Genomic DNA, 23,401 nt, shown 5'->3' with positions numbered 1-23,401 from the left:
CAAGATGAAGACAGGGGCATAAGGCTATGAACGACATCGAGAATATCTCTGAGCTGATGGCCGATATTGGCGCCCGCGCCCGTGCAGCGGCAGCGCAACTGGCGACCGCCACAGCCGAGCGGAAACACGCCGCCCTGATCAGCGCTGCCGATGCGGTCTGGAAAAACCGGGCTGAGATCATCGCCGCCAATGAGCAAGACCTCACCTTTGGCCGCGACAAGGGGCTGTCGGACGCCATGATGGACCGGCTGATGCTGAACGAAGAGCGCATTCGCGGCATGGTCGACGGGCTGCGGTCGGTCGCGGAACAGGTCGATCCGGTGGGCGAGGTGATCGCTGAATGGGACCAGCCCTCCGGCCTTAACATCCAGCGCGTGCGCACGCCGCTTGGCGTGATCGGCGTGATCTATGAATCGCGCCCCAATGTGACGGCGGATGCGGGCGCGCTTTGTCTCAAAGCGGGCAATGCGGTGATCCTGCGCGGCGGGTCGGAAAGCTTTCATTCATCGCGCGCCATTCACGCCTGCCTGCAACAAGGGCTGCGAGATGCGGGCATGCCGGAAGACGCGGTGCAATTGGTCCCGACGCGCGACCGGGCGGCGGTGCGTGAGATGCTGACGATGACCGATACCATCGACGTGATCGTACCGCGCGGCGGCAAGGGGCTTGTCGGCTTGGTCCAGCGTGAGGCCCGGGTGCCGGTCTTTGCCCATCTGGAAGGCATCGTGCACATCTATATCGACGCCGAGGCGGATCCCGAAAAAGCGTTGAAGGTCGTGCTGAACGCCAAGACACGACGGACGGGCATTTGCGGCGCGGCGGAATGTCTTTTGATCCATGAGGATGTCGCCAAGACCATTGGCAATGGCGTGATCCGAGCGTTGATTGACGCAGGCGTCGAAGTGCGCGCCGATGCGGCCTTGCAGAATGTCCCCGGCACGGTCCCGGCCAGCGATGCGGATTGGGGGCAAGAATACCTCGATATGATCGTCGCGGCGCGGGTCGTCCCCGATCTGGACGCTGCGATGTCGCATATTCGGGAGTATGGTTCGGGTCACACCGATTGCATCCTGACCGAGAATACCGAGACCGCCGCGGCCTTCTTCAGCGGGCTGGATTCCGCGATCCTGATGCATAACGCCTCGACCCAATTCGCAGATGGGGGAGAGTTCGGCATGGGCGCAGAGATCGGCATCGCCACGGGAAAGCTTCATGCCCGCGGCCCTGTTGGTGCGGCGCAATTGACGAGCTTTAAATACCTAGTGCGTGGCGAGGGGACGGTGCGCGGCTGACCTTTAGAACGAGAGGGTCAGTGCCGTTTCGCCGCTGTCGAGCGTGATTTCTCTCCCCTGTGCTTCGGCCAGAATCGGCAAAAGTGCGAATTGAACCTGCGCGGGCTGTAGCCGCCTGTCCGCGCCGGTCTGCGTCAGCAGCGCCCAAAGTTCAGGGTCTATCGCGATCTTGTCAGCCTCGGCCCTTAGGGACCAGCGGCCCGCCTCTTCACCGATGGTGATCCGCCCGCCGTGGTGCAGGGCCGTCTCGATGCAGAGCAGCGCGAGGAAGGCCATCCGCACGCCATTGCGTGATTGCGGGCTTGTAACCTGCCAGTCGATCTCAACCCGTGAGTCGGCATAGAGATCGCGCAGGATCGATGTCACCTCGTTCTGGCCCATGGTCTGATCGCCCGCAGCCCCAAAGGCGATGCGGAAAAAGCGGATCCGGGCCGAAGCGCTTTCGACGCTTTGACCAATCAAGGCAAGCTCAGGCCCCGGTGCGGCGCCGGTTCCGGCCATTTGAAGCAGCTCTAGCCCGTTGTTGATGGCACCGATTGGCGATATCAAGTCGTGGCAAATGCGGCTGCCGATCAGGGCGGGCAGGTCGATGTTAAGCTGGCCCATGGTGGTCCCTTGGAATGATTGGAAAAGGTATGGATGATCTGAACGCGCTGCTGACGCCGGGCATGCTGGTCATGCATCCGCAACATCCTGAATGGGGCACGGGGCAGGTGCAAAGCAACATTGGCGGCAAAGTGACGGTCAACTTTCGTGACCAAGGCAAGGTGGTCATAGACAGCTTTCGTTTGGAATTAATGCCGGTCTTTGATGAGGGATGACCCTTTCCAAATCCTTAATGGTGGAAGAAAATTTTCTTAAAGCAACCATAGGGAGAGTAACCGATTTCCGCTTTCCCCGCAACTGTTGCGCCCGCGCAGCCGATTGCCTATCAGGCGGAGACTTTCATTTCGGGCATAGGATTGGCCGATGCCACGGGGCGTAGCAGCAGATTTTCAGGTCAGATTGGCGCAGACGGAGGCCGATGTGCAGGCGGCACAGCGGCTGCGGTACGACGTTTTCGTGCGGGAGTTGGGCGGCGGTGGGCCGATGGTCGATCATGCCGCCGGCTTGGAGCGGGACCGGTTCGATCCCTACTTTGACCATCTGCTTTTGACCGACCGGCGCAGCGGTAAATTGGCGGGCGTCTACCGGGTGATGCGGGGCGATATGGCCGCGCGGGCAGGCGGCTTCTATTCGGCGGCGGAGTACGATCTGGCGCCGCTTGTCCAGTCGGGGCGTAAGCTGTTGGAATTGGGGCGCTCTTGCCTTGACCCCGCCTATCGCGGCGGCACGGCGATGCACCACCTCTGGGCGGCGCTTGCAGGCTATGTCGCCGAACATGAGATCGAGGTTCTTTTCGGCGTGGCGAGCTTTCACGGCACCGACACCGCGGGTTTGGCAGAGCCGCTTTCGCTTCTGCATCACCGGCATTTGGCGCCGCCCGAACTGCGGGTCCGCGCGCGCGAATACGCGCCCATGAACCTGATCCCCGAGGCCGAGTTGGACCGGCGCAAGGCCATGTTGGCGGTGCCGAGTCTGATCAAAGCCTACCTTCGGTTGGGGGGCACCGTGGGCGAGGGGGCCTATATCGACCGCGCCTTCAACACCACGGATGTTTGCCTGATCCTTGATACGAAACAGATGAGCGCGCGGCAGATGCGGTTCTATAACGGGAGCGCTGCATGAGCACGACTTGGGACAGCGACCAGCCGCCGCCAAAGCGGCGTTTGACGCTTGCAGGGATGCTGCGGGTCATGCTGCGCGGCGCGGTCTTGGCGTTTTTGGTCTTTGGCGGGTTACTGGTCTTGCTGCTGCTGCGCTTGGTCGAGCGGCCAATTTTTGGCCTGCATCGGCCCATCACCCCGCATATCACGCAGATGGTATGCCGCGCGGCGTTCTGGGTGATGGGCATGCGCTTTATCCGCCGCGGCACCCTGATGGAAGGGCGCGGCGCAGTGGTGGCCAACCATACCTCATGGCTTGATATTTTCGCGCTGAACGCAGCCAAACGGATCTATTTCGTCTCCAAATCCGAAGTGGCGGGCTGGCCCGGCATCGGCTGGCTGGCGCGGGCGACGGGCACCGTCTTTATCCGCCGCGACCGGGCCGAGGCGCGCAACCAGACGGAAGTTTTTCGGACCCGCCTCTTGGCCGGGCATAAGCTGCTGTTTTTCCCCGAGGGGACCAGCACCGACGGGCTACAAGTGCTCCCCTTCAAGACCACGCTGTTCGAGGCCTTCTTTGACCCTGCCTTGCGGGATGAGATCGCGGTGCAGCCCGTCAGCGTCATCTACCATGCGCCGCAGGGTGAAGATCCGCGGTTCTATGGCTGGTGGGGGGATATGTCCTTTGGCGCGCATCTGCTAACGACGCTGGCCGCGGCCCGGCAGGGCGCGGTTGAGGTGGTCTATCACCCGCCGCTGCCGGTGGCGGAATTCACCGGGCGCAAGGCGCTGGCGCAACGCTGCGAAGCGATCGTGCGCACGGGCCATGCCCAGACAGGTGGTGATGGCGGGTCGGGCCCGCAATAAGCCCCTTGCGCTGCGCCGCGCGCTGGCCTATATGCGCCCCACTTGAACCCGCAGTCGGGGTTGGGCCTTTTGGGGAGAAATCCCAGATCGTCCGCCGGTTGGCAGCATAAGGCTGTCATACCCCCGATGAGGCTAAACCGGAAAGGTATAAAGACATGGCTCTTCCTGAGTTCTCCATGCGCCAACTGCTTGAAGCAGGCGTACACTTTGGTCACCAGACACAGCGCTGGAACCCCCGCATGGGCCCGTATATCTACGGCGCGCGCAACGGCATCCACATCATGGACCTCACACAGACCGTCCCCATGCTGGACGAAGCGCTGAAAGTGATCCGTGACACCGTCGCCAAGGGCGGCAGCGTTCTCTTCGTCGGCACCAAGCGTCAGGCCGCTCAGCCGATCGCTGACGCCGCAGAGAAATGCGCACAGTATTACATGAACCACCGTTGGCTCGGCGGTACGCTGACCAACTGGCAGACCGTTTCGCAGTCGATCAACCGTCTGAAAAACATCGACGAACAGTCCGAGCGTGGCTTCGAAGGCCTGACCAAGAAAGAGCGTCTTGGCATGGAACGCGACCAAGCGAAGCTTGAAGCGTCGCTGGGCGGTATCCGCGAAATGGGCGGCCGTCCTGACCTGCTCTTCGTCATCGACGTGAAGAAAGAGTCGCTGGCCATTGCAGAAGCCAACAAGCTGGGCATCCCGGTTGTGGCCGTGGTTGACACCAACTGCTCGCCCGACGGTGTTGACTACATCATCCCCGGCAACGACGACGCGGCCCGCGCCATCGCGCTCTACTGCGATCTGGCATCGCGCGCTGCTCTCGACGGCATGTCGGCTCAGTTGGGTGCGGCAGGCGTTGATCTGGGCGCCATGGAAGAAGCCCCCGAAGAAGAAGCCGTGAGCGAAGAGAGCACCGGCGTCGAAATCGGCAACGCGTCCGAAGAGACTCTGCACGACGATGCCATGGGCAAAGATGCACCGCTGGACATCGAATCCAAGAAAGAGACCGTCGCCAAAGCCGAAGGCTAAGCGTCACGGACCTGAAACACGGGGCAGGGTAACCTGCCCCGATTTCCACCAGAGGCGGGCCTTGAGCCTGCACCCGATTTCCAAAGGAGAACCAAGAGATGGCAATCACAGCATCCATGGTCAAGGAACTGCGCGACAGCACCGGCGCAGGCATGATGGACGCCAAGAAGGCACTGACAGAAAACGACGGCGACATGGAAGCCGCTGTCGACTGGCTGCGCACCAAAGGTCTGGCCAAAGCGGCGAAGAAATCCGGCCGTACCGCTGCCGAAGGTCTCGTGGCTGTTAAGGTCGAAGGCGGTCACGGTGTCGCGGTTGAGGTGAACTCCGAAACCGACTTCGTCGGCAAGAACGCCGAATTCCAATCCATGGTCAGCAACATCGCCGATGCCGCGCTGAAAGTGGACGATGTCGAAGCGCTGAAAGCGGCTGAGATCGACGGCAAATCCGTTGAAACCACCCTGACAGACGCCATCGCCAAAATCGGCGAGAACATGTCCCTGCGCCGCATGCAGAGCATCGAAGGCGAGACCGTCGTCTCCTACGTCCACAACGCCGCCGCACCCGGCATGGGCAAAATCGGCGTTCTGGTCGCCATGACCGGTGGCAACGAGGAACTGGGCAAGCAGATCGCGATGCACATCGCCGCTGTGAACCCCGCGTCGCTCTCCGAAGCTGATCTGGACCCGGCCGTGGTCGAGAAAGAAAAGCAGGTTCAGATGGACATCGCCCGCGAAAGCGGCAAGCCCGAAGCCGTGATCGAGAAAATGATCACCGGCCGCATGCAGAAGTACATGTCCGAAGTGACACTGGTGAACCAGTCCTTCGTCGTGAACCCTGACCTGACCGTCGGCAAGGCCGCTGAAGAAGCGGGTGCGACCATCACCGGTTTCGTGCGTCTGGAAGTTGGCGAAGGCATCGAAGTCGTCAAAGAAGACTTCGCAGCAGAAGTGGCGAAAGCCGCGAAAGGCTAAGCCTTCTCGACCTGAAGAATATGGGGCGGTGCATTCCGATGCGCCGCCCTTTTTCGTGGCCAATCACCGATAGGGGCGCAGACACAAACGACAGCTCGAAGCATCAGGGCGAGTTCTGGATGGGGCAGGGGAAGGATCCGGTCAGCCAGGCGAAAAATAAACCTGACTGAGACCGGCGAGCCAAAAAGCGCCTTGGTATTACAAGGATTTAAGGCCCGTCGTACCGCAGGTGCGAACACCCGCGATACTGGCGGACCATGGCCATCTACTACCTGAGGTGCCAGTAAGGTATTCCATACCCTAATATATCACGGATCCATCACGAACATCTGGTTCGCAAAGGCCGCTTTGAGCACCGCCTGAGCCGTCGTCTCGACCGACAAAGCCTCCCGCGCGAGGCGCAAGTGTTTTTCGACCGTAGGCGCCGTCAGGCCCATCAGCAGGGCAATATCCTGCGTGGTCTTGCCATCTCCGACCCATTGCAGCACCTCCAGTTGACGCCGCGTGAGGCTGCGGTTGGGGCTGCTATAGGGCAGGGAGAGGATCTTCAGATGCGCGATTTCATTCATCAGCTGAATGTCAGCGCCATGCTTCTTCCAAATCGCATCCACCTCATCCTGAGACAGGCCACGGCGCGCCGTTAGCGCAATCGCCCCCTTGGACCGGGCCGAGATCGAGCGGAAACTGATCGTATAGCCCGCCGTCACATCCATGCTGGCGTTGAAGTCGATCACCCGTTTTTCGGTCTCCGACAGGCCATCGCGCTGCGTGATCTCCGCCAGGGTGCCCCAGCTACAGGCGCCTTCGTTGTTGAGCGCCCAACGCAGCATCGGCGCGTTGAAGTAGAGCCCACTGTGCAGATAGCCGTTGAGGTATTCCGCGCTTTGGTTGCTCAATATCACGAAATCCGCCGGGTCGCCCAAAGAGGTCGGTGTCCGGTAGCGCGTAAAGCCGTAGATCAGCCGGTCGAACCCATAGTCAGCCATCTGTCGCGTATGGGCATCCCAGAGTGCTTCGATTGTCGGGCTATGCGCGATCTGATGCAGATAGTCGCGCAAAATCATTAGCTTACGATATGAGGTTGAAGGGCTTGGATGGCCAGAACATAGCCATGAACGCCAAAGCCGCAGATTTGTCCAAGGGCCACAGGCGCGATATAGGATGTGTGGCGGAAACTCTCGCGCGCGTGAATATTGCTCAGATGCACTTCGACCACCGGCAGTTCAACAGAGGCGATGGCGTCCATCAGCGCGATGGAGGTATGGGTATAGGCGCCGGCATTCAGAATGATACCAGCATGTTGGCCGCGGGCCGCATGGATCAGATCGATCAGGTTGCCTTCGTGGTTCGACTGCGCAAACTGCATCTCCAGACCCAGCCGTGCGGTTTCCTCGGCACAGAGTGCCTCAACATCCGCCAAGGTGGTCTTGCCATAGACCTCAGGCTGCCGCGTGCCCAAAAGGTTCAGGTTCGGGCCGTTCAAGATAAGTACAGACGCCATAATCACTCACATTAAATCATCTAGATAGTGTTAACGGAGCAAAACTGGCGCTGTCCAGCGTCAGGTGGCATTGCGGTGCTACTGTGGCGAGAAAATCGCAACAACAGGGCTGGCATGGCGATCTGTGAAACTGATAATCAGTATTATGTAAACAAAACGAGTCCTGAGAAGAGCTAGAAGAGTTTAACCCAAAGCATAACCCGCGCCGCGCACGGTTCGGATCGGGTCTCCGCCACCTTCGCGCGTCAATGCTTTGCGCAGTCGCGCGATATGAACATCCACCGTGCGGGTATCGACATAGATGTCGCGGCCCCAAACGTGGTCGAGCAGTTGATCGCGGCTGAACACGCGCCCAGGTTTTTCCAGCAGCGTCGTCAGCAGCCGATACTCTGTCGGCCCCAGTTTCAGCTCGTTGCCCGCGCGGCTCACGCGGTGACGCTCCGGGTCGAGCTGGATGTCGTCAAAGCTCAGCAGCGCGCCTGCGGCTGCGGGACGTGTGCGGCGCAACTGCGTGCGCACACGGGCCATAAGTTCGCGCAGGTTGTACGGCTTGATCACATAGTCGTCCGCGCCGGTTTCCAGCCCCCGCACGGTATCCACTTCCTCAGAGCGCGCGGAGAGCATGATGACTGGAATGTGCCGCGTCGCCTCGCGCGATTTGAGTTGGCGGCAGACTTCGATGCCGCTCATCAAAGGCATCATCCAATCTAGGATCACCAAATCCGGCGCGGCCTCTGAGACCAGAAGCATGGCTTCTTCGCCGTCTTCGGCCCGGCGCACCTCAAAGCCTTCGGCTTCGAGGTTATAGGCCAGTACCTCACGTTGCGCGGGTTCATCTTCTACCAGCAGAACCTGGGGGCGTGTGACGTCCATCGTCTCAGTCCTTCGTGGTGATCGAAGTGCGGTCGGCCTTGGGCCGGTCGTCCTCGGGAGTCTCACCGGTCACCAGATAGACAACCTGTTCGGCGATGGCGGTCACATGGTCACCCATACGTTCGACGTTTTTGGCGATGAAATGCAGATGCATACAGGCGGTGATGCTGCGCGGGTCTTCCATCATGAAGGTGAGGAATTCGCGGAAGAGCGCATTATACATCTGGTCGACATCTTCGTCGCGGGTGATCACATCCCGCGCAAGATCCGCGTCGCGCTGAATATAGGCGTCGAGCGCGTCTTTCAGCATCGCCTCGACCGCGCCAGCCATGCGGCGGATCGCGCCGGTGCTGTCGCTGACCGGCTCCATCTGGTTCAGGACGCTGGTGCGCTTGGCCATGTTTTTTGCATAGTCGCCAATACGTTCGAGGTTGGCGCTAATCTTGATGACGCTCAGCGTCAGACGCAGGTCGATCGCCGTGGGCGCGCGCAGCGCAATGACACGGGCGGCGCTTTCGTTGATCTGCTCCTCCAGCCCGTCGATGGCCTTATCCCCTGCCCGCACCTCATTGGCGAGCTCTTCGTCGCGGGTTTCCAGCGATTGCGCGCCGCGGCGAATGGCGTCTTCGACCAGCCCGCCCATTTTAAGGATCTGCGCCTGAACGGCTTCCAGATCGCGGTCGAATGCTGATGCAATGTGTTGATCTGACATGATATTATCCAATACGGCCGGTGATGTAGCTTTCGGTGCGCGGGTCTTGGGGGCGCGTGAAGATGTCGTCGGTGTCGCCAAATTCCACGAGGTTGCCGAGGTGGAAAAAGGCGGTTTTCTGGCTCACCCGCGCGGCCTGTTGCATGGAGTGCGTGACGATCACGACGGAGTAGTTCTGACGCAATTCGTCAATCAATTCCTCCACTTGCGCGGTGGCAATGGGGTCAAGGGCCGAGCATGGTTCGTCCATCAAAAGCACTTCGGGTTCGGTCGCCACGGCGCGGGCGATGCACAGACGCTGCTGTTGGCCGCCCGAAAGGCCGGTGCCCGGTGCGTGCAGACGGTCCTTCACCTCGTTCCAGATCGCGCCCCGGCGCAGGGCCTGTTCGACGATATCGTCGAGGTCGGCCCTATTGCGGGCCAGCCCGTGGATGCGGGGGCCGTAGGCCACGTTGTCGTAGATCGACTTTGGGAAGGGGTTTGGCTTTTGAAAAACCATACCCACTTTGGCGCGCAGCTGCACCGGGTCGACCCGTTTGTCATAGATGTCTTCGCCATCGATACGGACGTCGCCGGTCACGCGGGCCACATCAATTGTATCGTTCATCCTGTTGATACACCGCAGAAAAGTCGATTTGCCGCAGCCCGAAGGGCCGATAAAGGCGGTCACGGTCTTGTCGTTGATGTCGATGTCCACGTCGCGAATGGCGTGGCTGTCACCGTAGTAGACCTGCACGTTGCGGGCCGCGATCTTGACGGGTTGGGTTGTCACGTCACTCTCCGAATATCTGTTGTCTTTCATGGTCCCGTCCTTGGTTTACCAGCGACGCTCAAAGCGGCGGCGCAGCAGCACGGCGATGGCATTCATCGTGATCAGGAACACCAGCAAGATGATGATACCGCCCCAAGCGCGTTCGTAGAAGGCCGGGTCGGCGCGTTTGGCCCATTCATAGATCTGGGCCGGCATGGCGGAGTTCGGGGCCATCAGCCCTTCGGCGATGCTGTCGGGCGGGTTGGAGGCGATGAAGCCCACCATGCCGATCAGCAGCAAAGGTGCCGTTTCGCCAAGGGCTTGGGCAAGCCCGATGATCGTCCCCGTCAGGATGCCCGGTGCGGCGAGGGGCAGCACATGGTGGAACACCGATTGCATTTTCGAGGCCCCTACCCCAAGCGCCGCGTCGCGGATCGAGGGCGGCACCGATTTGAGCGAGGCGCGGGTCGAGATGATGATCGTCGGCAGGGTCATCAGCGTCAGCACCAGACCGCCCACCAGCGGAGCCGAGTTCGGCAGGTGCATGTAGTTTATGAAGACCGCGAGGCCAAGGATACCAAAGACGATCGAGGGCACCGCGGCGAGGTTCGATATGTTCACTTCGATGATGTCGGTGATCCAGTTCTTCGGCGCGAATTCTTCGAGGTAGATCGACGCGGCGACCCCGATGGGCAGCGCCAGCACCAGCACCACCAGCATCATCGCGAAAGAGCCGATCATCGACACCCCCATGCCTGCCGCTTCGGGCCGCGCGTCAGAGGCGTCGGCACCAGTGATGAAGTCGAGGTTGAACCGCTTTTCGATGCTGCCGTCGGCGATCAACGCATCGACCAGATCAAGCTGCTCGGCGCTGATGTTCTTGTCATTGGCGATGCTTTCGCGGGTCACGCGGCCCTTGAGGTAGCCATCGACACGGCTGTTGGTCAGGAACTCGAATTCGGCATTCGTGCCGATCAGCTCCGGGTTGGCCAAGACGTAGTTGCGCAATTGAGCGGCGGCGTCTTTCGACAGGATATCTGCCATCGCCTTGGGCTTGAGATCGGTCTCAACCTCGCCCGCTTCGACCTTGTTTTCAAAGGCAGCTTTTAGCAGCGGCGAATATCCGAAGGTCGAGACCTTCTTGATGTCTTCCAAATCGCGGTTGCCGTTTTTGTCGAGCTTGTCTTCCAGCAGCGGCACGGAAAGCGTCACATAGGTCTGCTGAAACGCGCCGGTCCCGCGGGAGATGATGGTGAAGAGCAGCGTCAGCAGCATCAAGAGGCCGATGACGATGGCAATGATGCCATAGAGCTTGAAACGGCCCTCGGAAGCGTTGCGGCGTTTGGTGCGCCCGTCTTGGACCAGCAGCGAAGCTCCGCGCGGGTCTGCGATGGGGGCTGCGGGGTTGGGGATATCGCTCATTCGTACTGCTCCCGGTATTTGCGCACGATGTAGAGGGCCAGCACGTTCAGGCCCAAGGTCAGGACGAAGAGGGTCAGGCCAAGGGCGAAGGCCACCAGCGTCTCGGGGCTGGCGAAATCGCTGTCCCCGGTCAACTGGCTGACGATGCGGGTGGTGATGGTGGTCATGGCTTCCAGCGGGTTGGCCGAGATGCGGGCGATGGCCCCTGCCCCCAGCACCACGATCATGGTCTCACCGATGGCGCGGCTCGCGGCCAGCAGCACGGCGCCCACGATGCCCGGCAGCGCCGCAGGAAGCACCACTTGGCGGATCGTCTCGGATTGGGTCGCACCCAGCCCGAAGGAGCCATCGCGCAGCGATTGCGGCACCGCGTTGATGATGTCGTCCGAGAGGGAGGAAACGAAGGGGATCAACATGATGCCCATGACCAGCCCGGCGGTCAGGACCGAGGTCGCCCCCGACATCCAATCGACGCCCAGAAGCCCCTCTTCTCCGCGTCCGAAGACTTGGACGAGGAACGGCCCCACCGTCAGCAGCGCGAAAAGGCCGTAAACGATTGTGGGGATGCCTGCGAGGATTTCGAGCAGCGGCTTGGCCGTGGCGCGCACCTTGGGGCCTGCATATTCGCTCAGGTAAATCGCGGCGAAAAGCCCGATGGGCACGGCCACCAGTAGCGCGATGAGCGAGATATATAGCGTCCCCCAAAGCAGCGGCAGGATCGACAGGTCACTGTCGCCGCGGAAGTTCGGTGCCCAGGAAGAGCCGAAGAAGAAGTCAGTCCAGGGATGCAGGTTGAAGAAATTGATCGTCTCGAAGAGCATCGACAACACGATGCCCACCGTGGTCAGGATCGCGAGCGACGCCGCGAGGATCAGCAGCGCTTTCACGCCCCCTTCGACCCGGTTGCGAGCGCGGAAGGTGGCATCGGTTTCGCGGTAGACCATGGCCAGCCCGGCCAAGGCGATCAGCGCCACGATGATGTGGCGCCAGAAATTGCCCGTCGCCGTCATCTCGCGGTAAGCCTGCGCAGCTTGCAGCACCTCGGGGCTGATCTCGGCACCCAAGGCAACGCCCTGTTCGCCCAGCCATGCGCGCAGGTCATCGGCAGCGGAAAGATCGGTCGCATCTGCCGCGCTAAGCGCGCCGGAAGAGACGGCCGCGTCCAGCCCATCGGCCAGACGACGCACATCGCTCATGATCAGATTAACGGAGGAGCCTTCGGGCACAGCCTCGGCGGGGATCATATCGACCACCGAAGATTGCACCAGCATCGGCTGGACCAGCAGCCAGATGCCCAAAACCAAAAGCGCGGGCACCGCCACGCTCATCACTGCATTATAGCCGTAGTAGCTTGGCAGCGAATGCAGCTTGCGGCTGTCGCCTTGGGCAGAGGCCAAAGCCCGACGCCGCGCAAGGAAATACCCGCCCAGTGCCAGGGCCGCGATCAGGATGACCAGCGGCAGCACCGCGCCTGTTGTCAGTATTTGTCCCACATGTCCCCCGGTGGATCAAAAAGCGAAAAACCGGGGGCAGTCACCCGCCCCCGGCGATAAGGGTAAAGGCTTAGGAGCCGCTGCCCATCACGGTCTCATCCGCAACCACGGACTGGGTGTCGGCCAGTTCAGGGTCGGAGACCAGACCGTATTCGGCCAGCGGGCCGTCGGGGCCGGCAACTTCGTCGGCGACGAAGAATTCAGCGTATTCCTTCAGGCCGGGGATCACGCCGATGTGGGCTTTCTTGACGTAGAAGAACAGCGGGCGCGATACGGGGTAGTCACCCGAGGCGATGCTCTCGGTGGTTGGCTCGACGCCGCCCATGGTGGCAACTTGCAGCTTGTCGGTGTTGTTCTCGTAGAAGGCCAGACCGAAGACGCCGATGCCGTCTTGGTTGCTTTCGATGCGCGCCAGCGTCTCGGTGTAGTCGCCGTCGATGTCCACGGACTTGCCGTCGGTGCGCAGGCTGATGCACTCTTTCTCAGCGGCTTTCTTGTCGCCATCCGCGGCTTCGAGGAAGGCTTCGAAATCACCGGTTTCTTCGCAGCCTGCGAGGATCACCTTGTCTTCAAACACTTCACGCGTGCCGTGTTTGGTGCCGGGGATGAAGGCTTGGATCGGCTGGGCGGGGAAGTCGGGGTTGACCTGATCCCATGTGGTATAGGGGTTCTCGGTCACTTCGCCGTCGACGACAACTTTGGCGGAGAGGGCTTTGTACCAATCGACCGGCGTGAACTCGAAGGTCTCGCCATTGATGTCGGAGGCGAAGACGATGCCGTCATAGCCGATGCGCACTTCGATGATGTCGGTCACGCCGTTCTCGGCACAGGCCGCCACTTCGGCGTCTTTGATCTGGCGCGAGGCATTGGCCACGTCGATGGTGTTCTCGCCCACGCCTTCGCAGAAACGCTTGAGGCCAGCCGAGGAGCCGCCCGATTCCACGACCGGTGTCGGGAAGTCAAAGTTTTCGCCAAAGGCTTCGGCGACGATGGAGGCATAGGGCAGCACGGTCGAGGAACCGGCAACCTGTACTTGGTCACGCGCGGCAGCAGCGGTTGCGGATACGGCGGCAATCGCCAGGGCGGATGTGGTGAGTTTTGCGAGTGACATGATATCTCCTGTCAGATGCGAATTGGTGACCACCCCATGGTGATCTGCGCCCCGTCTATGAAGGCGGTGCTGTGCTTTTGTGACAGCAACGTTACAGTTTCATGACAGTCGGCCTGAATCACCAAATTTCTGCAAAAATCAGTCAGAACCCGGTTTCATCGGCAGAATCACGCGGAATTCGGCCCCTTCGCCGGGGGTGCTGGTGATCTTGAGACGCCCGCGGTGGCGATTCATGATGTGTTTGACGATGGCCAAACCCAGCCCCGTTCCGCCAAGCGCACGGCTGCGGTGGCTGTCGACCCGGTAGAACCGTTCGGTCAGCCGCGGCAGATGGATGGCGTCGATTCCGGGCCCATGGTCGCGCACGCTGACATAGACCGCGGGGCCGCGCATCGCCGGGTCATGGGCTGTGCGTTTGACCGAAATCTCAACCCGGTTGTCGCGCCCGCCATATTTGATCGCGTTCTCGATGAGATTGGTAAAGACCTGCACCAACTGATCCGCATCACCCAGCACAAGGGCCGGTGCATCGCCCAGTTTGGGCGCCAGTGTCACATTGCTATCGACCGCCAGCGGCGCGAGGTTGCGCAGGGTGCCGCGCAGCACGTCGCGCACATCGATCGGCGCTTCGGGGCGCACGCGCTCTTCGGCCTCGACCCGGCTGAGGGACAAAAGCTCTCCCACCAGCCGATTCATCCGCTCGGCCTCTTGCGCCATAATCCCCAGAAACCGCTCGCGCGCCGCCGTGTCATCGCGCGCCGGACCTTGCAGCGTCTCAATGAAGCCGATCAGCGCGGTCAGCGGGGTGCGCAACTCATGGCTCACATTGGCCACGAAATCGCGGCGCATCTGGCCTGCCTGCGCCATCTCCGTCACGTCGTTAAAACTGAGCAGGACAATCCCGTGGTCGCCCACCGGGCGCAGGCTGACGTCATAGGTGGTGCCATGTTCGCCGCCGGTGCTGGTAAAGCGCGCTTGGCAGGGGCCCGCGCCCGCAAGACAGCGTTCAACCGCTTCGACCAGCCCCGGCTGGCGCAGCGCGGTGACGAAATGGCGGCCCAGCAGCCCCTTGCCCAGCAGATCCTCGGCGGGCGCGTTCAGAACGGTGATCCGCTCTTCGGCATTGATGGCCACGCTTGGCAGCGGCAGCGCCGCCACCACATCGGAAAGGGTTACGGCGGTGCTGCCCATGTCAGAGCGGTTCAAGATCGCGGCGGAAGCGCGCCGCGTTCTCGGCATAGTGTTTGGCGCTCGCGGTCAACTGTTGGATCGCCTGCGCGTCAAGCTCACGGACCACTTTGCCCGGCACGCCCATGACGAGCGACCCATCGGGGATCACCTTGTTTTCGGTGATCAGCGCCCCTGCCCCGATCAAGCAGTCCTTACCGATCTTGGCACCATTCAGCACCGTGGCCCCCATGCCGATCAGAGAGTTGTCGCCGATGGTGCAACCATGCAGCATGACCTTATGGCCGATGGTGCAATCTTCGCCCACGGTCAGCGGATAGCCCATATCGGTGTGAAAGACGCAGTTCTCCTGCACATTGCTGCCGCGGCCCACGGTGATCATCTCATTGTCGCCGCGCAGGGTGCTGCCGAACCAGACAGAGGCTTCGGGGCCGAGCGTCACCTTGCCGATGACATTGGCGTCCGGGGCGACCCATGCATCGGGGGAGACTTCGGGGCGGGCATCGGCGAGGGCGTAGAGGGTCATTTCAATTCCTCGAATTCGGATTGCAGACGGCGAACGTGATCCTTGATGGCGGGCTGTTGGCTCAGCCGCAGGCGCGCGGCGGTGATGATGGACTTCAGCCGCGCCTCGGTCTGGTCGAGATCGTCGTTCACGAGCACGAAGTCATAGCCGTCCCAATGGCTGATCTCATCCCAGCTTTTGCCCATGCGCTTGGCGATGGTTTCGGCATCGTCCTGCCCCCGGCTTTCCAAACGGCGTTTCAACTCGGTGATTGAGGGCGGCAGTAGGAAGATCGACAGCGTATGGGTGTTCAGGTCGGAGTTGCGGATCTGCTGTGCGCCCTGCCAGTCGATGTCGAAAAGGATGTCCTGCCCCTCGTCGATCGCTGCCTGCACGGGGGCCTTGGGGGAGCCGTAGAAGTTGCCAAAGACATGGGCGTGTTCCAGCATTTCGCCCTCAGCCACGGCCTGCCGGAACTCCTCTTCGCCGACAAAGCGGTAATCCTTGCCGTCCTCCTCGCCCGGTCGGGGGGCGCGGGTGGTGGCAGAGACCGAGAAGTTGATCGTCGGATCCCATGCGCGCAGGGCGCGGGCCATGGTCGATTTGCCCGCCCCGGAGGGGGAACTGAGGATGATCAGAAGGCCGCGTCGGCTTGGGTTTGTCACGTCTTACTCCACATTTTGCACTTGTTCGCGCATTTGGTCGATCACCGCCTTCAGGGCCAGACCGACAGTCGTCAATTCGGTGCTCTGCGCCTTGGAGCAGAGCGTGTTGGCTTCGCGGTTGAATTCCTGCATCAGGAAATCCAGCTTGCGCCCCACCGGCCCGCCCTGCCCGATCAGCGCACGCGCGGCGGCGACATGGGCGGCAAGGCGGTCGATCTCTTCGGTGACATCGGCCTTGACCGCGATCAAGGCCAGCTCCTGCGCCACCCGGTCCGCATCCGCGCCCTCGCTGTTGTCGAGCACGCGCGCGAGGTTGCGGCGCAACTGGGCAGCGGTTTCTTCCTTACGGGCCTCGGCCAATGCGGCGGCTTCGGCGGCGCGGTTTTCGACCTCGGTCAACTGCTCTTGCATCACACTGGCCAGCGCCGCGCCTTCCTGCGCGCGCATCTCGTTGAAATCACGCAGCAGGGTCGGCACTTCCGCCAGCAAAGCGGCGCGCAGCGCGTCGATGTCCTGTGCCTGATCGGCCTGTTCCAGCACGCCGCGCATGGAAAGAATGTCGCTAGCCCGCGAGGGCGCCAGCGATACGCCGGCATCCATCGCACGGGCCTCAATCTCATGCAGGGCGGTCAGCAGCGTGTCGACATGCGCCTCGTTGATCTGCAAGCTGCCGTCACTCTCAGCCGAGGAGATGCGCAGGTTGCAGGTGATATTGCCCCGCGCCACCTCCGCCGAAATCTCCTTGCGCAAGGCGGCCTCAAGCCCCACGATCCAATCGGGCACGCGCAGGCGCAGGTCGAGCCCTTTGCCATTGACCGCGCGCAGCTCCCAAGACCAGCTCCAACCCTCCAAAGCGCCGGAGGCAGAGGCGAAACCTGTCATGGACCTGATCATCGGCGCGTTCCTTGCAAGGGCGGTCATGTCCTGCCTTACGGCGAAACCCCCGCGAGGGGCAAGCCCCCGCCCCCTCGGCCCGGCGGATCCCGTGGCTCAGGCGTTAACCACTTCAGCGAAAGCGTAACGAAATCCTTAACCGCCTGCGGTATTAATGATTTGGTAATCATTTCGGCCGCATTGTGCCGCTGTCGTTTCAAAAACGGCTGCTGTATTGGCCAAGTCCTTATGGGTGAGTTTCAATGGGCAATACAGGCCACACCGCGCAGAATGTTGTCGCCATGTCAGATCATCGGACGCATGTTGGCTATGGCCCGCTCGCGCAGGTCGAAGCCTATTGGGAGGCCCTGCGCGGCAACAGATTGATGCCGCGGCGGTCGGATATCGACCCGCGCGGGATCGAGCAGGCATTGGAATATGCCTTTATCCTCGAACGCGTCGCCGTGGGTGTCGGACGGTTGCGGATTGCGGGCGGCCATCTGCGCGATCTCATGGGGATGGAGGTGCGCGGCATGCCGATCACCGCCTTTTTCGGAACGCAGTCACGCCCCCGCGTCAGCGAAGCGCTGGAAGAAGTGTTTCAGATGCCCGGCCAAATCACACTGCACCTGGGCGCGGCGGCGAGCTATGGGCGGCCTGCCTTGACGGGGCGGATGTTGCTCTTGCCGCTGAAAAGCGATCTGGGCGATGTCAGCCGGGTGCTGGGCTGTCTCGTCGTGCTGGGGGAGATCGGACAAACCCCACGGCGTTTCGATCTGGCGCAGGCCACGCGGCAGAGCGCCTTTGGCGGGGTGGCCAAACCTCTGCGCCATGCCGATCCGTCGCCGCAGCCGCTTTTGCCACGCGAAACCGGATTCGCAGAGCCGAAAGCAAGCTTCACCGCCGTCCCGGCGGGTGAGATTCCGCCCTATCTCCGCCTAGTGAAGTCAGAGCAGGAATAGCCCGTCCGCCGCCCTCGGAACGCGAAAACGCCGCCCCGCAACTAGCGGGACGGCGTCTCTTTCGTCACAATCAAGTGCAGCCCGGGGCTGTTACCCTGCCGCCCGCGCTGTCTGTGCCACGCGGCGGTTCGACAGTTCCTCGGCCACGAGGAAGGCAAGTTCCAGCGACTGGCTGGCGTTGAGCCGCGGGTCGCAGGCAGTGTGGTAGCGATCCGACAGGTCTTCGTCGCTGACCGCCCGAACACCGCCGGTGCATTCGGTCACGTCTTGGCCGGTCATCTCGAAATGCACACCGCCGGGGACGGAACCTTCGGCGTTATGCACGGCAAAGAATTCATGCACTTCGCGCAGCACGGAATCGAAGGGCCGGGTCTTGTAGCCCGTGGAGGATTTGATCGTGTTGCCGTGCATCGCGTCACAGGTCCAGACGACATTCGCGCCCTCTTCCTGCACGGTCTTGATCAGACGCGGGAGGTGATCGCCCACCTGCCCCGCACCAAAGCGCGAGATCAGGGTGAGACGGCCCTCTTCGTTCTCGGGGTTCAGCTTTGCCATCAATTGCTTAAGGTCATCGCCGGTCATCGAGGGACCACACTTCAGGCCAATCGGGTTTTGCACGCCGCTGGCAAACTCCACATGCGCCCCGTCGGGCTGCCGCGTGCGGTCACCGATCCAGATCATGTGACCTGAGCCCGCAAGCCATTTGCCGGTTTGGCTGTCACGGCGGCAAAGCGCCTCTTCATACTCCAGCAGCAGCGCCTCGTGGCTGGTGTAGAACTCCACCGATTGCAGCGTATGCGCGGTTTCGGCGGTCACCCCAGCGGCGGCCATGAAATCAAGCGTGTCGGAGATGCGGTTGGCGATCTCACGGTATTTCTCGGCCTTTTCGTCATCGGTGAAGCCCAGTGTCCAGCCGTGGACCTGATGCACATCCGCATAGCCCCCGGTCGAGAAGGCGCGCAGCAGGTTCAGCGTGGCGGCGGCCTGCGTATAGGCGCGCAGCATCTTTTGCGCGTCGGGGATACGCGCCGCTTCGTTGAAGGCCAGATCGTTGATGATGTCGCCGCGGTAGCTGGGCAGTTCCACGCCATCCACCACTTCGGTCGGGGCCGAGCGCGGCTTGGCGAATTGACCGGCCATGCGGCCCAGTTTGATCACCGGCACCTTGGCCCCATGGGTCAGCACGATGGCCATCTGCAACATCACCTTAAAGGTGTCGCGAATGGCGTCCGAGCTGAATTGCTCAAAGCTTTCGGCGCAATCACCGCCCTGCAAAAGGAAGGCTTCGCCACGGCCCGCGGCGGCCAGATGTTTCTTCAACCGGCGTGCTTCGCCCGCAAAAACGAGGACCGGATAGCGTGCCAGCTGTGCCTCAACCGCTTCCAATGCGGCTTGGTCAGGGTAATCGGGCATCTGGACGCGCGGTTTGCTGCGCCAGCTCGAGGTGCTCCAGTCTGTCATCTTTCTACTCCGCTCCACAGCGCCGAGTGTCGGCGCTTCGTGATCTTTCTCTATACAAAGGCGCGGGGAAAGTGACCAGAACCGAAATGCGCCCTATTGACGTGGCGTGAGGCCCGTGGGCAATGTTTCCGGCAAGTTCTGGCGGCCATGGCACATGTCGACAGAGACGACCTGAATAGAAAGACGCCGTGATGTCCCAACCGCGCCCGGCCACCCGCATGCCCCCCCAGACCGACAAGCCGCGGCGCTTCGTCTTTGTGTTGTTGGAGAATTTCACCCTTCTGAGCTTTGCCTCGGCGGTGGAATGCCTGCGGATCACCAACCGCATGCTCGAACGCGAGGTCTATGAATGGCAGGTCGTGGGCGAAAGCGGTGAGACCTGTGTAAGCTCATCCGGCGCGGTTTTCGCGCTGGACGGCGGGCTTGAAGAGTTGGGCCGCGACGACACCATCATGATCTGCGGCGGCATCGGCGTGCAGGCCGCGACCACCAAAAAGCTGCTGGCATGGCTGCGCCGCGAGGCGCGCAAGGGGCTGGTTGTCGGCGGGCTGTGCACCGCGGCGCATACGCTGGCCAAGGCGGGTCTGCTCGACGGCAAACGCGCCACGATCCATTGGGAGAATCAGGACAGTTTCGGCGAGGAATTCGAAGAGGTCATTTTGACGAAATCGGTCTTCGTGGTCGACGGCAACCGGCTGACCACGGCGGGCGGTACGTCTTCTCTGGATATGATGCTGAAACTCATCGCCGATGATCATGGAGAGGAGACGGCCAACGCCGTGGCGGATCAGCTCATTTATTCCTCGATCCGCACCGACCAAGACACGCAGCGCCTCTCGGTGCCCACGCGAATCGGCGTACGGCATCCGAAGCTCTCCCAAGTGATTCAGCAGATGGAGCGCAATATCGAAGAGCCGATCAGCCCATCCATCCTCGCCCGTGACGTGGGCATGTCGACCCGCCAGCTAGAGCGTCTGTTTCGGCGCTACCTGAACCGCAGCCCAAAACGCTACTATATGGAATTGCGGCTGCAAAAGGCGCGCAACCTGCTGATGCAGACGGATATGAGCGTGATCAACGTGGCGCTGGCCTGCGGCTTTGCCTCGCCCTCGCATTTCTCGAAATGCTACCGGGCGCATTACCAGACCACGCCTTATCGTGAGCGCGGAAGCCAATCCACCCGGCAGCCCGCCTGAGGGTCAGGGCGTGATCCGGTAGACGGTGCCGTTGACCTCTGAGATGAACCAGATTCCGCCCTCCGGCCCTTCGACGACATCGCGCACGCGGGCGGTCTCGTCGGTCTTGATCTGCGCCACCTCTTCTAGCGGCGTGCCGCTTAGCCGGGCAATATAGTCGAACTTGAGCGAGCCGACGAAAATGTCACCTTCCCATTCAGGGAAAAGCGCGCCGGAGTAGACCATCAGCCCCGCAGGCGCGATGGAAGGATCCCAGTAGAAATCGGGCTGCGCCATCCCTTCTTTCGCCGTGCCCTCACCGATCTTCGCGCCCGAATAATGTTCACCGTAGGAAATCACGGGCCAGCCGTAATTCGTGCCTTTGGTGATGCGGTTCACCTCATCCCCGCCCTTGGCCCCGTGTTCCGAAACCCAAAGCCGACCGTCCAAATCCAGCCCCGCCCCTTGTGGGTTGCGATGGCCGTATGACCAGATTTCGGGCAGCACGTCGGGGGTGTCGACAAAGGGGTTGTCATCGGGGACCGAGCCGTCGCGGTTCACACGGATGATGCTGCCGTTATGGGTGCTGCGGTCCTGCGCCGCCGGACGATCGCCGCGTTCGCCGATGGTCACCAGCAGCGTACCATCCGGCGCTTCGACCACGCGCGAGCCGAAGTGCTGGCCGCCGCTGCTGCCCGGCTTCATGACGAAAAGCCCGGTTAGGTTTTCCAGACTGCGGCTATCCTCTGACAAGCGCGCGCTGGCCAGAGCGGTCCCCGCGCCGCCGCCCTTTTGGGGTTTGGCGTAGGTCAGGAACAGCAGGCGGCTTTGCGCGAAATCCCCGGCCACGGTGATGTCCAACAGACCGCCCTGCCCGACAACAGCCACTTCCGGCAGACCCGAGACTTCGTGCCGTGTGTCATCTTTCTGGTAGATCAAACGCCCGGCCTTCTCTGTCACCAACAGACCGCCACCGGGCAAGGGGGCAACGCCCCAAGGGGCTTCGAGATCCTCGGCCATGGGGGTGATCGAGAGACCGCTCTGCGCTGTGGCGGCACCCGCAGCGCAGAGGCTGCCGAGGCTGATGAAGGCGGCGGTGGCGAGGTGTTTTGCGCGGGTCATGGGCAGGCTCCTTTGGGTATGGGGGCTTGGTTCAAGACATAGCCAGCGCACCGCCCATTTCCACCATCGTTCCCGGTCCACGCGAAAACCTGCCCGCGAAAAACACTTTATAAATCGCCTTTTCTTTTTCGAAACCACGACCTAACGTTCGATCAGAACGGGAGTTCAACTAAGGGAGAGTACCAAATGAAAAAAATACTGATGGCCACAACGGCCGTTGCTTTGCTCGCCACGGGCGCGCATGCGGAAGACACCAAAATCGGCATTCTGCTGGGCTTCACCGGCCCGCTGGAATCGCTGGCCAATGACATGGCCGCCGGTGCCGAACTGGCGATTTCCGAGGTTAACGAGAGCGGCATGTTCCTCGACGGCGCCACCGTGACCTCCGAGCGTGGCGACACCGGCTGCATCGACGCGGGCCTCGCCGTGGCATCGGCTGAGCGTCTGATCACCTCCGACCGCGTGAGCGGCATCGTGGGCGGCATGTGCTCGGGCGAGACGACAGCCTCGCTGCAAAACGTCGCCATTCCGAACGGCATCGTGATGATCTCGCCCTCCGCGACATCCCCGGCCCTGTCGACGGTCGAAGACAACGGCCTGTTCTTCCGCACCTCGCCGTCGGACGCACGTCAGGGTCAGGTCATGGCCGACATCCTGAACGACCGTGGCATCAAGGAAGTCGCCGTCACCTATACCAACAACGACTATGGTAAAGGTTTGGCCGACAGCTTTGAGACCGCCTATAAGGAATCCGGCGGCACCGTGACCATCAACACCTCGCATGAAGACGGTAAAGCGGACTACTCCGCCGAAGTCGGCGCGCTGGCCTCTGCCGGTGGTGAGGTTCTGGTCGTGGCAGGCTATGTCGACCAAGGTGGCGCGGGCATCGTGAACGGTGCGCTGGACGCCGGTGCATTCGACGTCTTCATGTTCCCCGACGGCATGGTCTCCGACACGCTAGAAGAGAAATTCGCCGAGATCGCGGATGGCTCCTTCGGCCAGAACCCGAGTGCTGCTGGCGAAGGCCCGGACAACTACAAGAAGATGGGCAAGGAAGCCGGCTTCGAGCCGACCAACGCCTTCTCGCCTGAATCCTATGACGCGGCGGCGCTGATGCTGCTGGCGATGCAGGCCGCAGGCTCCAACGATCCGGCGGAGTACAAGGAAAAGGTGATGGAAGTCGCCAACGCCCCGGGTGAGAAAATCTTGCCGGGTGAACTGGGCAAGGCGCTTCAGATCATCAAAGACGGCGGCGACGTGGACTATGTCGGTGCCTCGGCGGTCGAGCTGATCGGACCGGGCGAGAGCGCGGGCAACTACCGTGAGGTCGAGATGAAAGACGGCAAGATGGTCACGGTCGGCTACCGCTGATCCACGCCACCATCTAACCGCTAAGATAGGCCCGGTCGCAGTGCGATCGGGCCTTTTGCTTAGGAAATCGGCTTTTCTTCCTGGGTTGCAGCCAGTACAAATCCCCTATTGAGGACGTGGAAAACACGTCCCGTCTGGGAGGACAGGATGAAAAAGCAACGTATGGCCGTCTCGGTCAGGGCTTTGGGCATGTATTTTGCTGAACGCGATTTCGGCAATACGGCGCAATCTGCCTCTGACAAGGCAGCGCAGGGCTTTCTTCAGATCAGGACCGCAGCGGCCCCTTCCAAGAATCTCAGCAAATTGTAAACAGGTATGGCGGCGCGCATCTGCCTGCGCGGCCCAT

General features: G+C 61.7%; 25 protein-coding genes. 10 read left to right on the top strand and 15 right to left on the bottom strand.

Going from position 1 to position 23,401, the window contains the following annotated elements; all coding sequences use genetic code 11:
* Positions 1 to 26: 26 nt before the first annotated feature.
* A complete protein-coding gene (locus ACGYK4_RS06700; protein ID WP_394429999.1) occupies positions 27 to 1,292 on the top strand; it encodes a glutamate-5-semialdehyde dehydrogenase in 1,266 nt (421 codons plus the stop codon).
* A gap of 3 nt (positions 1,293 to 1,295) precedes the next feature.
* Here ACGYK4_RS06700 and ACGYK4_RS06695 read toward each other — a convergent pair whose 3' ends face one another.
* On the bottom strand, positions 1,296 to 1,898 hold the full coding sequence (locus ACGYK4_RS06695) for a histidine phosphotransferase family protein (RefSeq protein ID WP_394429997.1): 603 nt from the start codon (positions 1,896 to 1,898) through the stop codon (positions 1,296 to 1,298).
* Positions 1,899 to 1,927: 29 nt separating this feature from the next.
* Between ACGYK4_RS06695 and ACGYK4_RS06690 the strand changes: the two genes are divergently transcribed.
* From ACGYK4_RS06690 to tsf, 5 genes are all read left to right on the top strand, one after another.
* Complete coding sequence (locus ACGYK4_RS06690) at positions 1,928 to 2,113, top strand: DUF3553 domain-containing protein (RefSeq protein ID WP_067262087.1); 186 nt, start codon at positions 1,928 to 1,930, stop codon at positions 2,111 to 2,113.
* A gap of 148 nt (positions 2,114 to 2,261) precedes the next feature.
* Positions 2,262 to 3,020 (top strand): GNAT family N-acetyltransferase, encoded by a 759-nt coding sequence (locus ACGYK4_RS06685; RefSeq protein ID WP_394429995.1) that lies wholly within the window; start codon positions 2,262 to 2,264, stop codon positions 3,018 to 3,020.
* Complete coding sequence (locus ACGYK4_RS06680) at positions 3,017 to 3,865, top strand: lysophospholipid acyltransferase family protein (protein ID WP_394455693.1); 849 nt, start codon at positions 3,017 to 3,019, stop codon at positions 3,863 to 3,865. Before ACGYK4_RS06685 ends, ACGYK4_RS06680 begins: the two co-directional genes overlap by 4 nt.
* 155 nt (positions 3,866 to 4,020) lie before the next feature.
* On the top strand, positions 4,021 to 4,896 hold the full coding sequence (gene rpsB / locus ACGYK4_RS06675; protein WP_067262080.1) for a 30S ribosomal protein S2: 876 nt from the start codon (positions 4,021 to 4,023) through the stop codon (positions 4,894 to 4,896).
* A 98-nt stretch (positions 4,897 to 4,994) separates the two neighbouring features.
* Positions 4,995 to 5,870, top strand: a complete 876-nt coding sequence (tsf, locus tag ACGYK4_RS06670) for a translation elongation factor Ts (RefSeq protein WP_067262078.1) — start codon at positions 4,995 to 4,997, stop codon at positions 5,868 to 5,870.
* Positions 5,871 to 6,178: 308 nt separating this feature from the next.
* Here tsf and ACGYK4_RS06665 read toward each other — a convergent pair whose 3' ends face one another.
* The 12 genes from ACGYK4_RS06665 to ACGYK4_RS06610 all read right to left on the bottom strand — a co-directional run bounded on the left by ACGYK4_RS06665 (position 6,179) and on the right by ACGYK4_RS06610 (position 16,985).
* Complete coding sequence (locus ACGYK4_RS06665; RefSeq protein ID WP_394455691.1) at positions 6,179 to 6,934, bottom strand: LuxR family transcriptional regulator; 756 nt, start codon at positions 6,932 to 6,934, stop codon at positions 6,179 to 6,181.
* Positions 6,934 to 7,371 carry a type II 3-dehydroquinate dehydratase gene (gene aroQ / locus ACGYK4_RS06660; RefSeq protein ID WP_394455689.1) on the bottom strand — a complete coding sequence of 146 codons (438 nt, stop codon included), beginning with the start codon at positions 7,369 to 7,371 and terminating at the stop codon, positions 6,934 to 6,936. The genes ACGYK4_RS06665 and aroQ overlap by 1 nt, the downstream gene beginning before the upstream one ends.
* Positions 7,372 to 7,554: 183 nt before the next feature.
* The gene (phoB, locus tag ACGYK4_RS06655; protein ID WP_067266767.1) at positions 7,555 to 8,244 is read right to left on the bottom strand and encodes a phosphate regulon transcriptional regulator PhoB; all 690 of its coding nucleotides are present in this window, start codon (positions 8,242 to 8,244) and stop codon (positions 7,555 to 7,557) included.
* A gap of 4 nt (positions 8,245 to 8,248) precedes the next feature.
* On the bottom strand, positions 8,249 to 8,956 hold the full coding sequence (gene phoU, locus ACGYK4_RS06650) for a phosphate signaling complex protein PhoU (RefSeq protein ID WP_209217798.1): 708 nt from the start codon (positions 8,954 to 8,956) through the stop codon (positions 8,249 to 8,251).
* A 4-nt stretch (positions 8,957 to 8,960) separates the two neighbouring features.
* Entirely contained in the window at positions 8,961 to 9,758 is a 798-nt protein-coding gene (gene pstB / locus ACGYK4_RS06645) for a phosphate ABC transporter ATP-binding protein PstB (protein ID WP_394455688.1), read from the bottom strand.
* 15 nt (positions 9,759 to 9,773) lie between these two features.
* Entirely contained in the window at positions 9,774 to 11,129 is a 1,356-nt protein-coding gene (pstA, locus tag ACGYK4_RS06640; protein WP_271687279.1) for a phosphate ABC transporter permease PstA, read from the bottom strand.
* Entirely contained in the window at positions 11,126 to 12,622 is a 1,497-nt protein-coding gene (pstC, locus tag ACGYK4_RS06635; protein WP_394455686.1) for a phosphate ABC transporter permease subunit PstC, read from the bottom strand. Before pstC ends, pstA begins: the two co-directional genes overlap by 4 nt.
* Before the next feature lie 70 nt (positions 12,623 to 12,692).
* On the bottom strand, positions 12,693 to 13,733 hold the full coding sequence (locus ACGYK4_RS06630) for a substrate-binding domain-containing protein (RefSeq protein ID WP_271691303.1): 1,041 nt from the start codon (positions 13,731 to 13,733) through the stop codon (positions 12,693 to 12,695).
* Positions 13,734 to 13,871: 138 nt separating this feature from the next.
* Positions 13,872 to 14,924, bottom strand: a complete 1,053-nt coding sequence (locus ACGYK4_RS06625; RefSeq protein WP_394455685.1) for an ATP-binding protein — start codon at positions 14,922 to 14,924, stop codon at positions 13,872 to 13,874.
* Position 14,925: 1 nt separating this feature from the next.
* Positions 14,926 to 15,447 (bottom strand): gamma carbonic anhydrase family protein, encoded by a 522-nt coding sequence (locus ACGYK4_RS06620; RefSeq protein WP_394455684.1) that lies wholly within the window; start codon positions 15,445 to 15,447, stop codon positions 14,926 to 14,928.
* Positions 15,444 to 16,091: a guanylate kinase gene (gene gmk / locus ACGYK4_RS06615; RefSeq protein ID WP_394401072.1), complete on the bottom strand. Its 648-nt coding sequence runs from the start codon at positions 16,089 to 16,091 to the stop codon at positions 15,444 to 15,446. The genes ACGYK4_RS06620 and gmk overlap by 4 nt, the downstream gene beginning before the upstream one ends.
* Positions 16,092 to 16,094: 3 nt before the next feature.
* Entirely contained in the window at positions 16,095 to 16,985 is an 891-nt protein-coding gene (locus ACGYK4_RS06610) for a YicC/YloC family endoribonuclease (RefSeq protein ID WP_394455682.1), read from the bottom strand.
* Positions 16,986 to 17,266: 281 nt separating this feature from the next.
* Between ACGYK4_RS06610 and ACGYK4_RS06605 the strand changes: the two genes are divergently transcribed.
* The gene (locus ACGYK4_RS06605) at positions 17,267 to 17,926 is read left to right on the top strand and encodes a PAS domain-containing protein (protein ID WP_394455681.1); all 660 of its coding nucleotides are present in this window, start codon (positions 17,267 to 17,269) and stop codon (positions 17,924 to 17,926) included.
* A gap of 90 nt (positions 17,927 to 18,016) precedes the next feature.
* Here ACGYK4_RS06605 and ACGYK4_RS06600 read toward each other — a convergent pair whose 3' ends face one another.
* Positions 18,017 to 19,387, bottom strand: coding sequence for a class II 3-deoxy-7-phosphoheptulonate synthase (locus ACGYK4_RS06600; RefSeq protein WP_394455680.1), 1,371 nt, complete (start codon positions 19,385 to 19,387; stop codon positions 18,017 to 18,019).
* Between the two features lie 191 nt (positions 19,388 to 19,578).
* Here ACGYK4_RS06600 and ACGYK4_RS06595 point away from each other — a divergent pair, with 191 nt between their 5' ends.
* The gene (locus ACGYK4_RS06595) at positions 19,579 to 20,583 is read left to right on the top strand and encodes a GlxA family transcriptional regulator (RefSeq protein WP_271687273.1); all 1,005 of its coding nucleotides are present in this window, start codon (positions 19,579 to 19,581) and stop codon (positions 20,581 to 20,583) included.
* A 3-nt stretch (positions 20,584 to 20,586) separates the two neighbouring features.
* Here the strand turns inward: ACGYK4_RS06595 and ACGYK4_RS06590 are convergent, their stop codons facing one another.
* Positions 20,587 to 21,684, bottom strand: coding sequence for a PQQ-dependent sugar dehydrogenase (locus ACGYK4_RS06590; RefSeq protein ID WP_394455678.1), 1,098 nt, complete (start codon positions 21,682 to 21,684; stop codon positions 20,587 to 20,589).
* Positions 21,685 to 21,870: 186 nt separating this feature from the next.
* On the opposite strand from ACGYK4_RS06590, the gene ACGYK4_RS06585 reads away from it, so the two are divergent.
* Both ACGYK4_RS06585 and ACGYK4_RS06580 read left to right on the top strand, forming a co-directional pair.
* Positions 21,871 to 23,055 carry an ABC transporter substrate-binding protein gene (locus ACGYK4_RS06585; protein ID WP_394455677.1) on the top strand — a complete coding sequence of 395 codons (1,185 nt, stop codon included), beginning with the start codon at positions 21,871 to 21,873 and terminating at the stop codon, positions 23,053 to 23,055.
* A gap of 147 nt (positions 23,056 to 23,202) precedes the next feature.
* The gene (locus tag ACGYK4_RS06580; RefSeq protein WP_394455675.1) at positions 23,203 to 23,364 is read left to right on the top strand and encodes a hypothetical protein; all 162 of its coding nucleotides are present in this window, start codon (positions 23,203 to 23,205) and stop codon (positions 23,362 to 23,364) included.
* Positions 23,365 to 23,401: the final 37 nt, after the last annotated feature.

This window comes from Sulfitobacter sp. 1A13368 (assembly GCF_043557275.1).
GTDB lineage: Bacteria > Pseudomonadota > Alphaproteobacteria > Rhodobacterales > Rhodobacteraceae > Sulfitobacter > Sulfitobacter faviae.
This window is presented reverse-complemented; position numbering and strand designations above follow the sequence as displayed.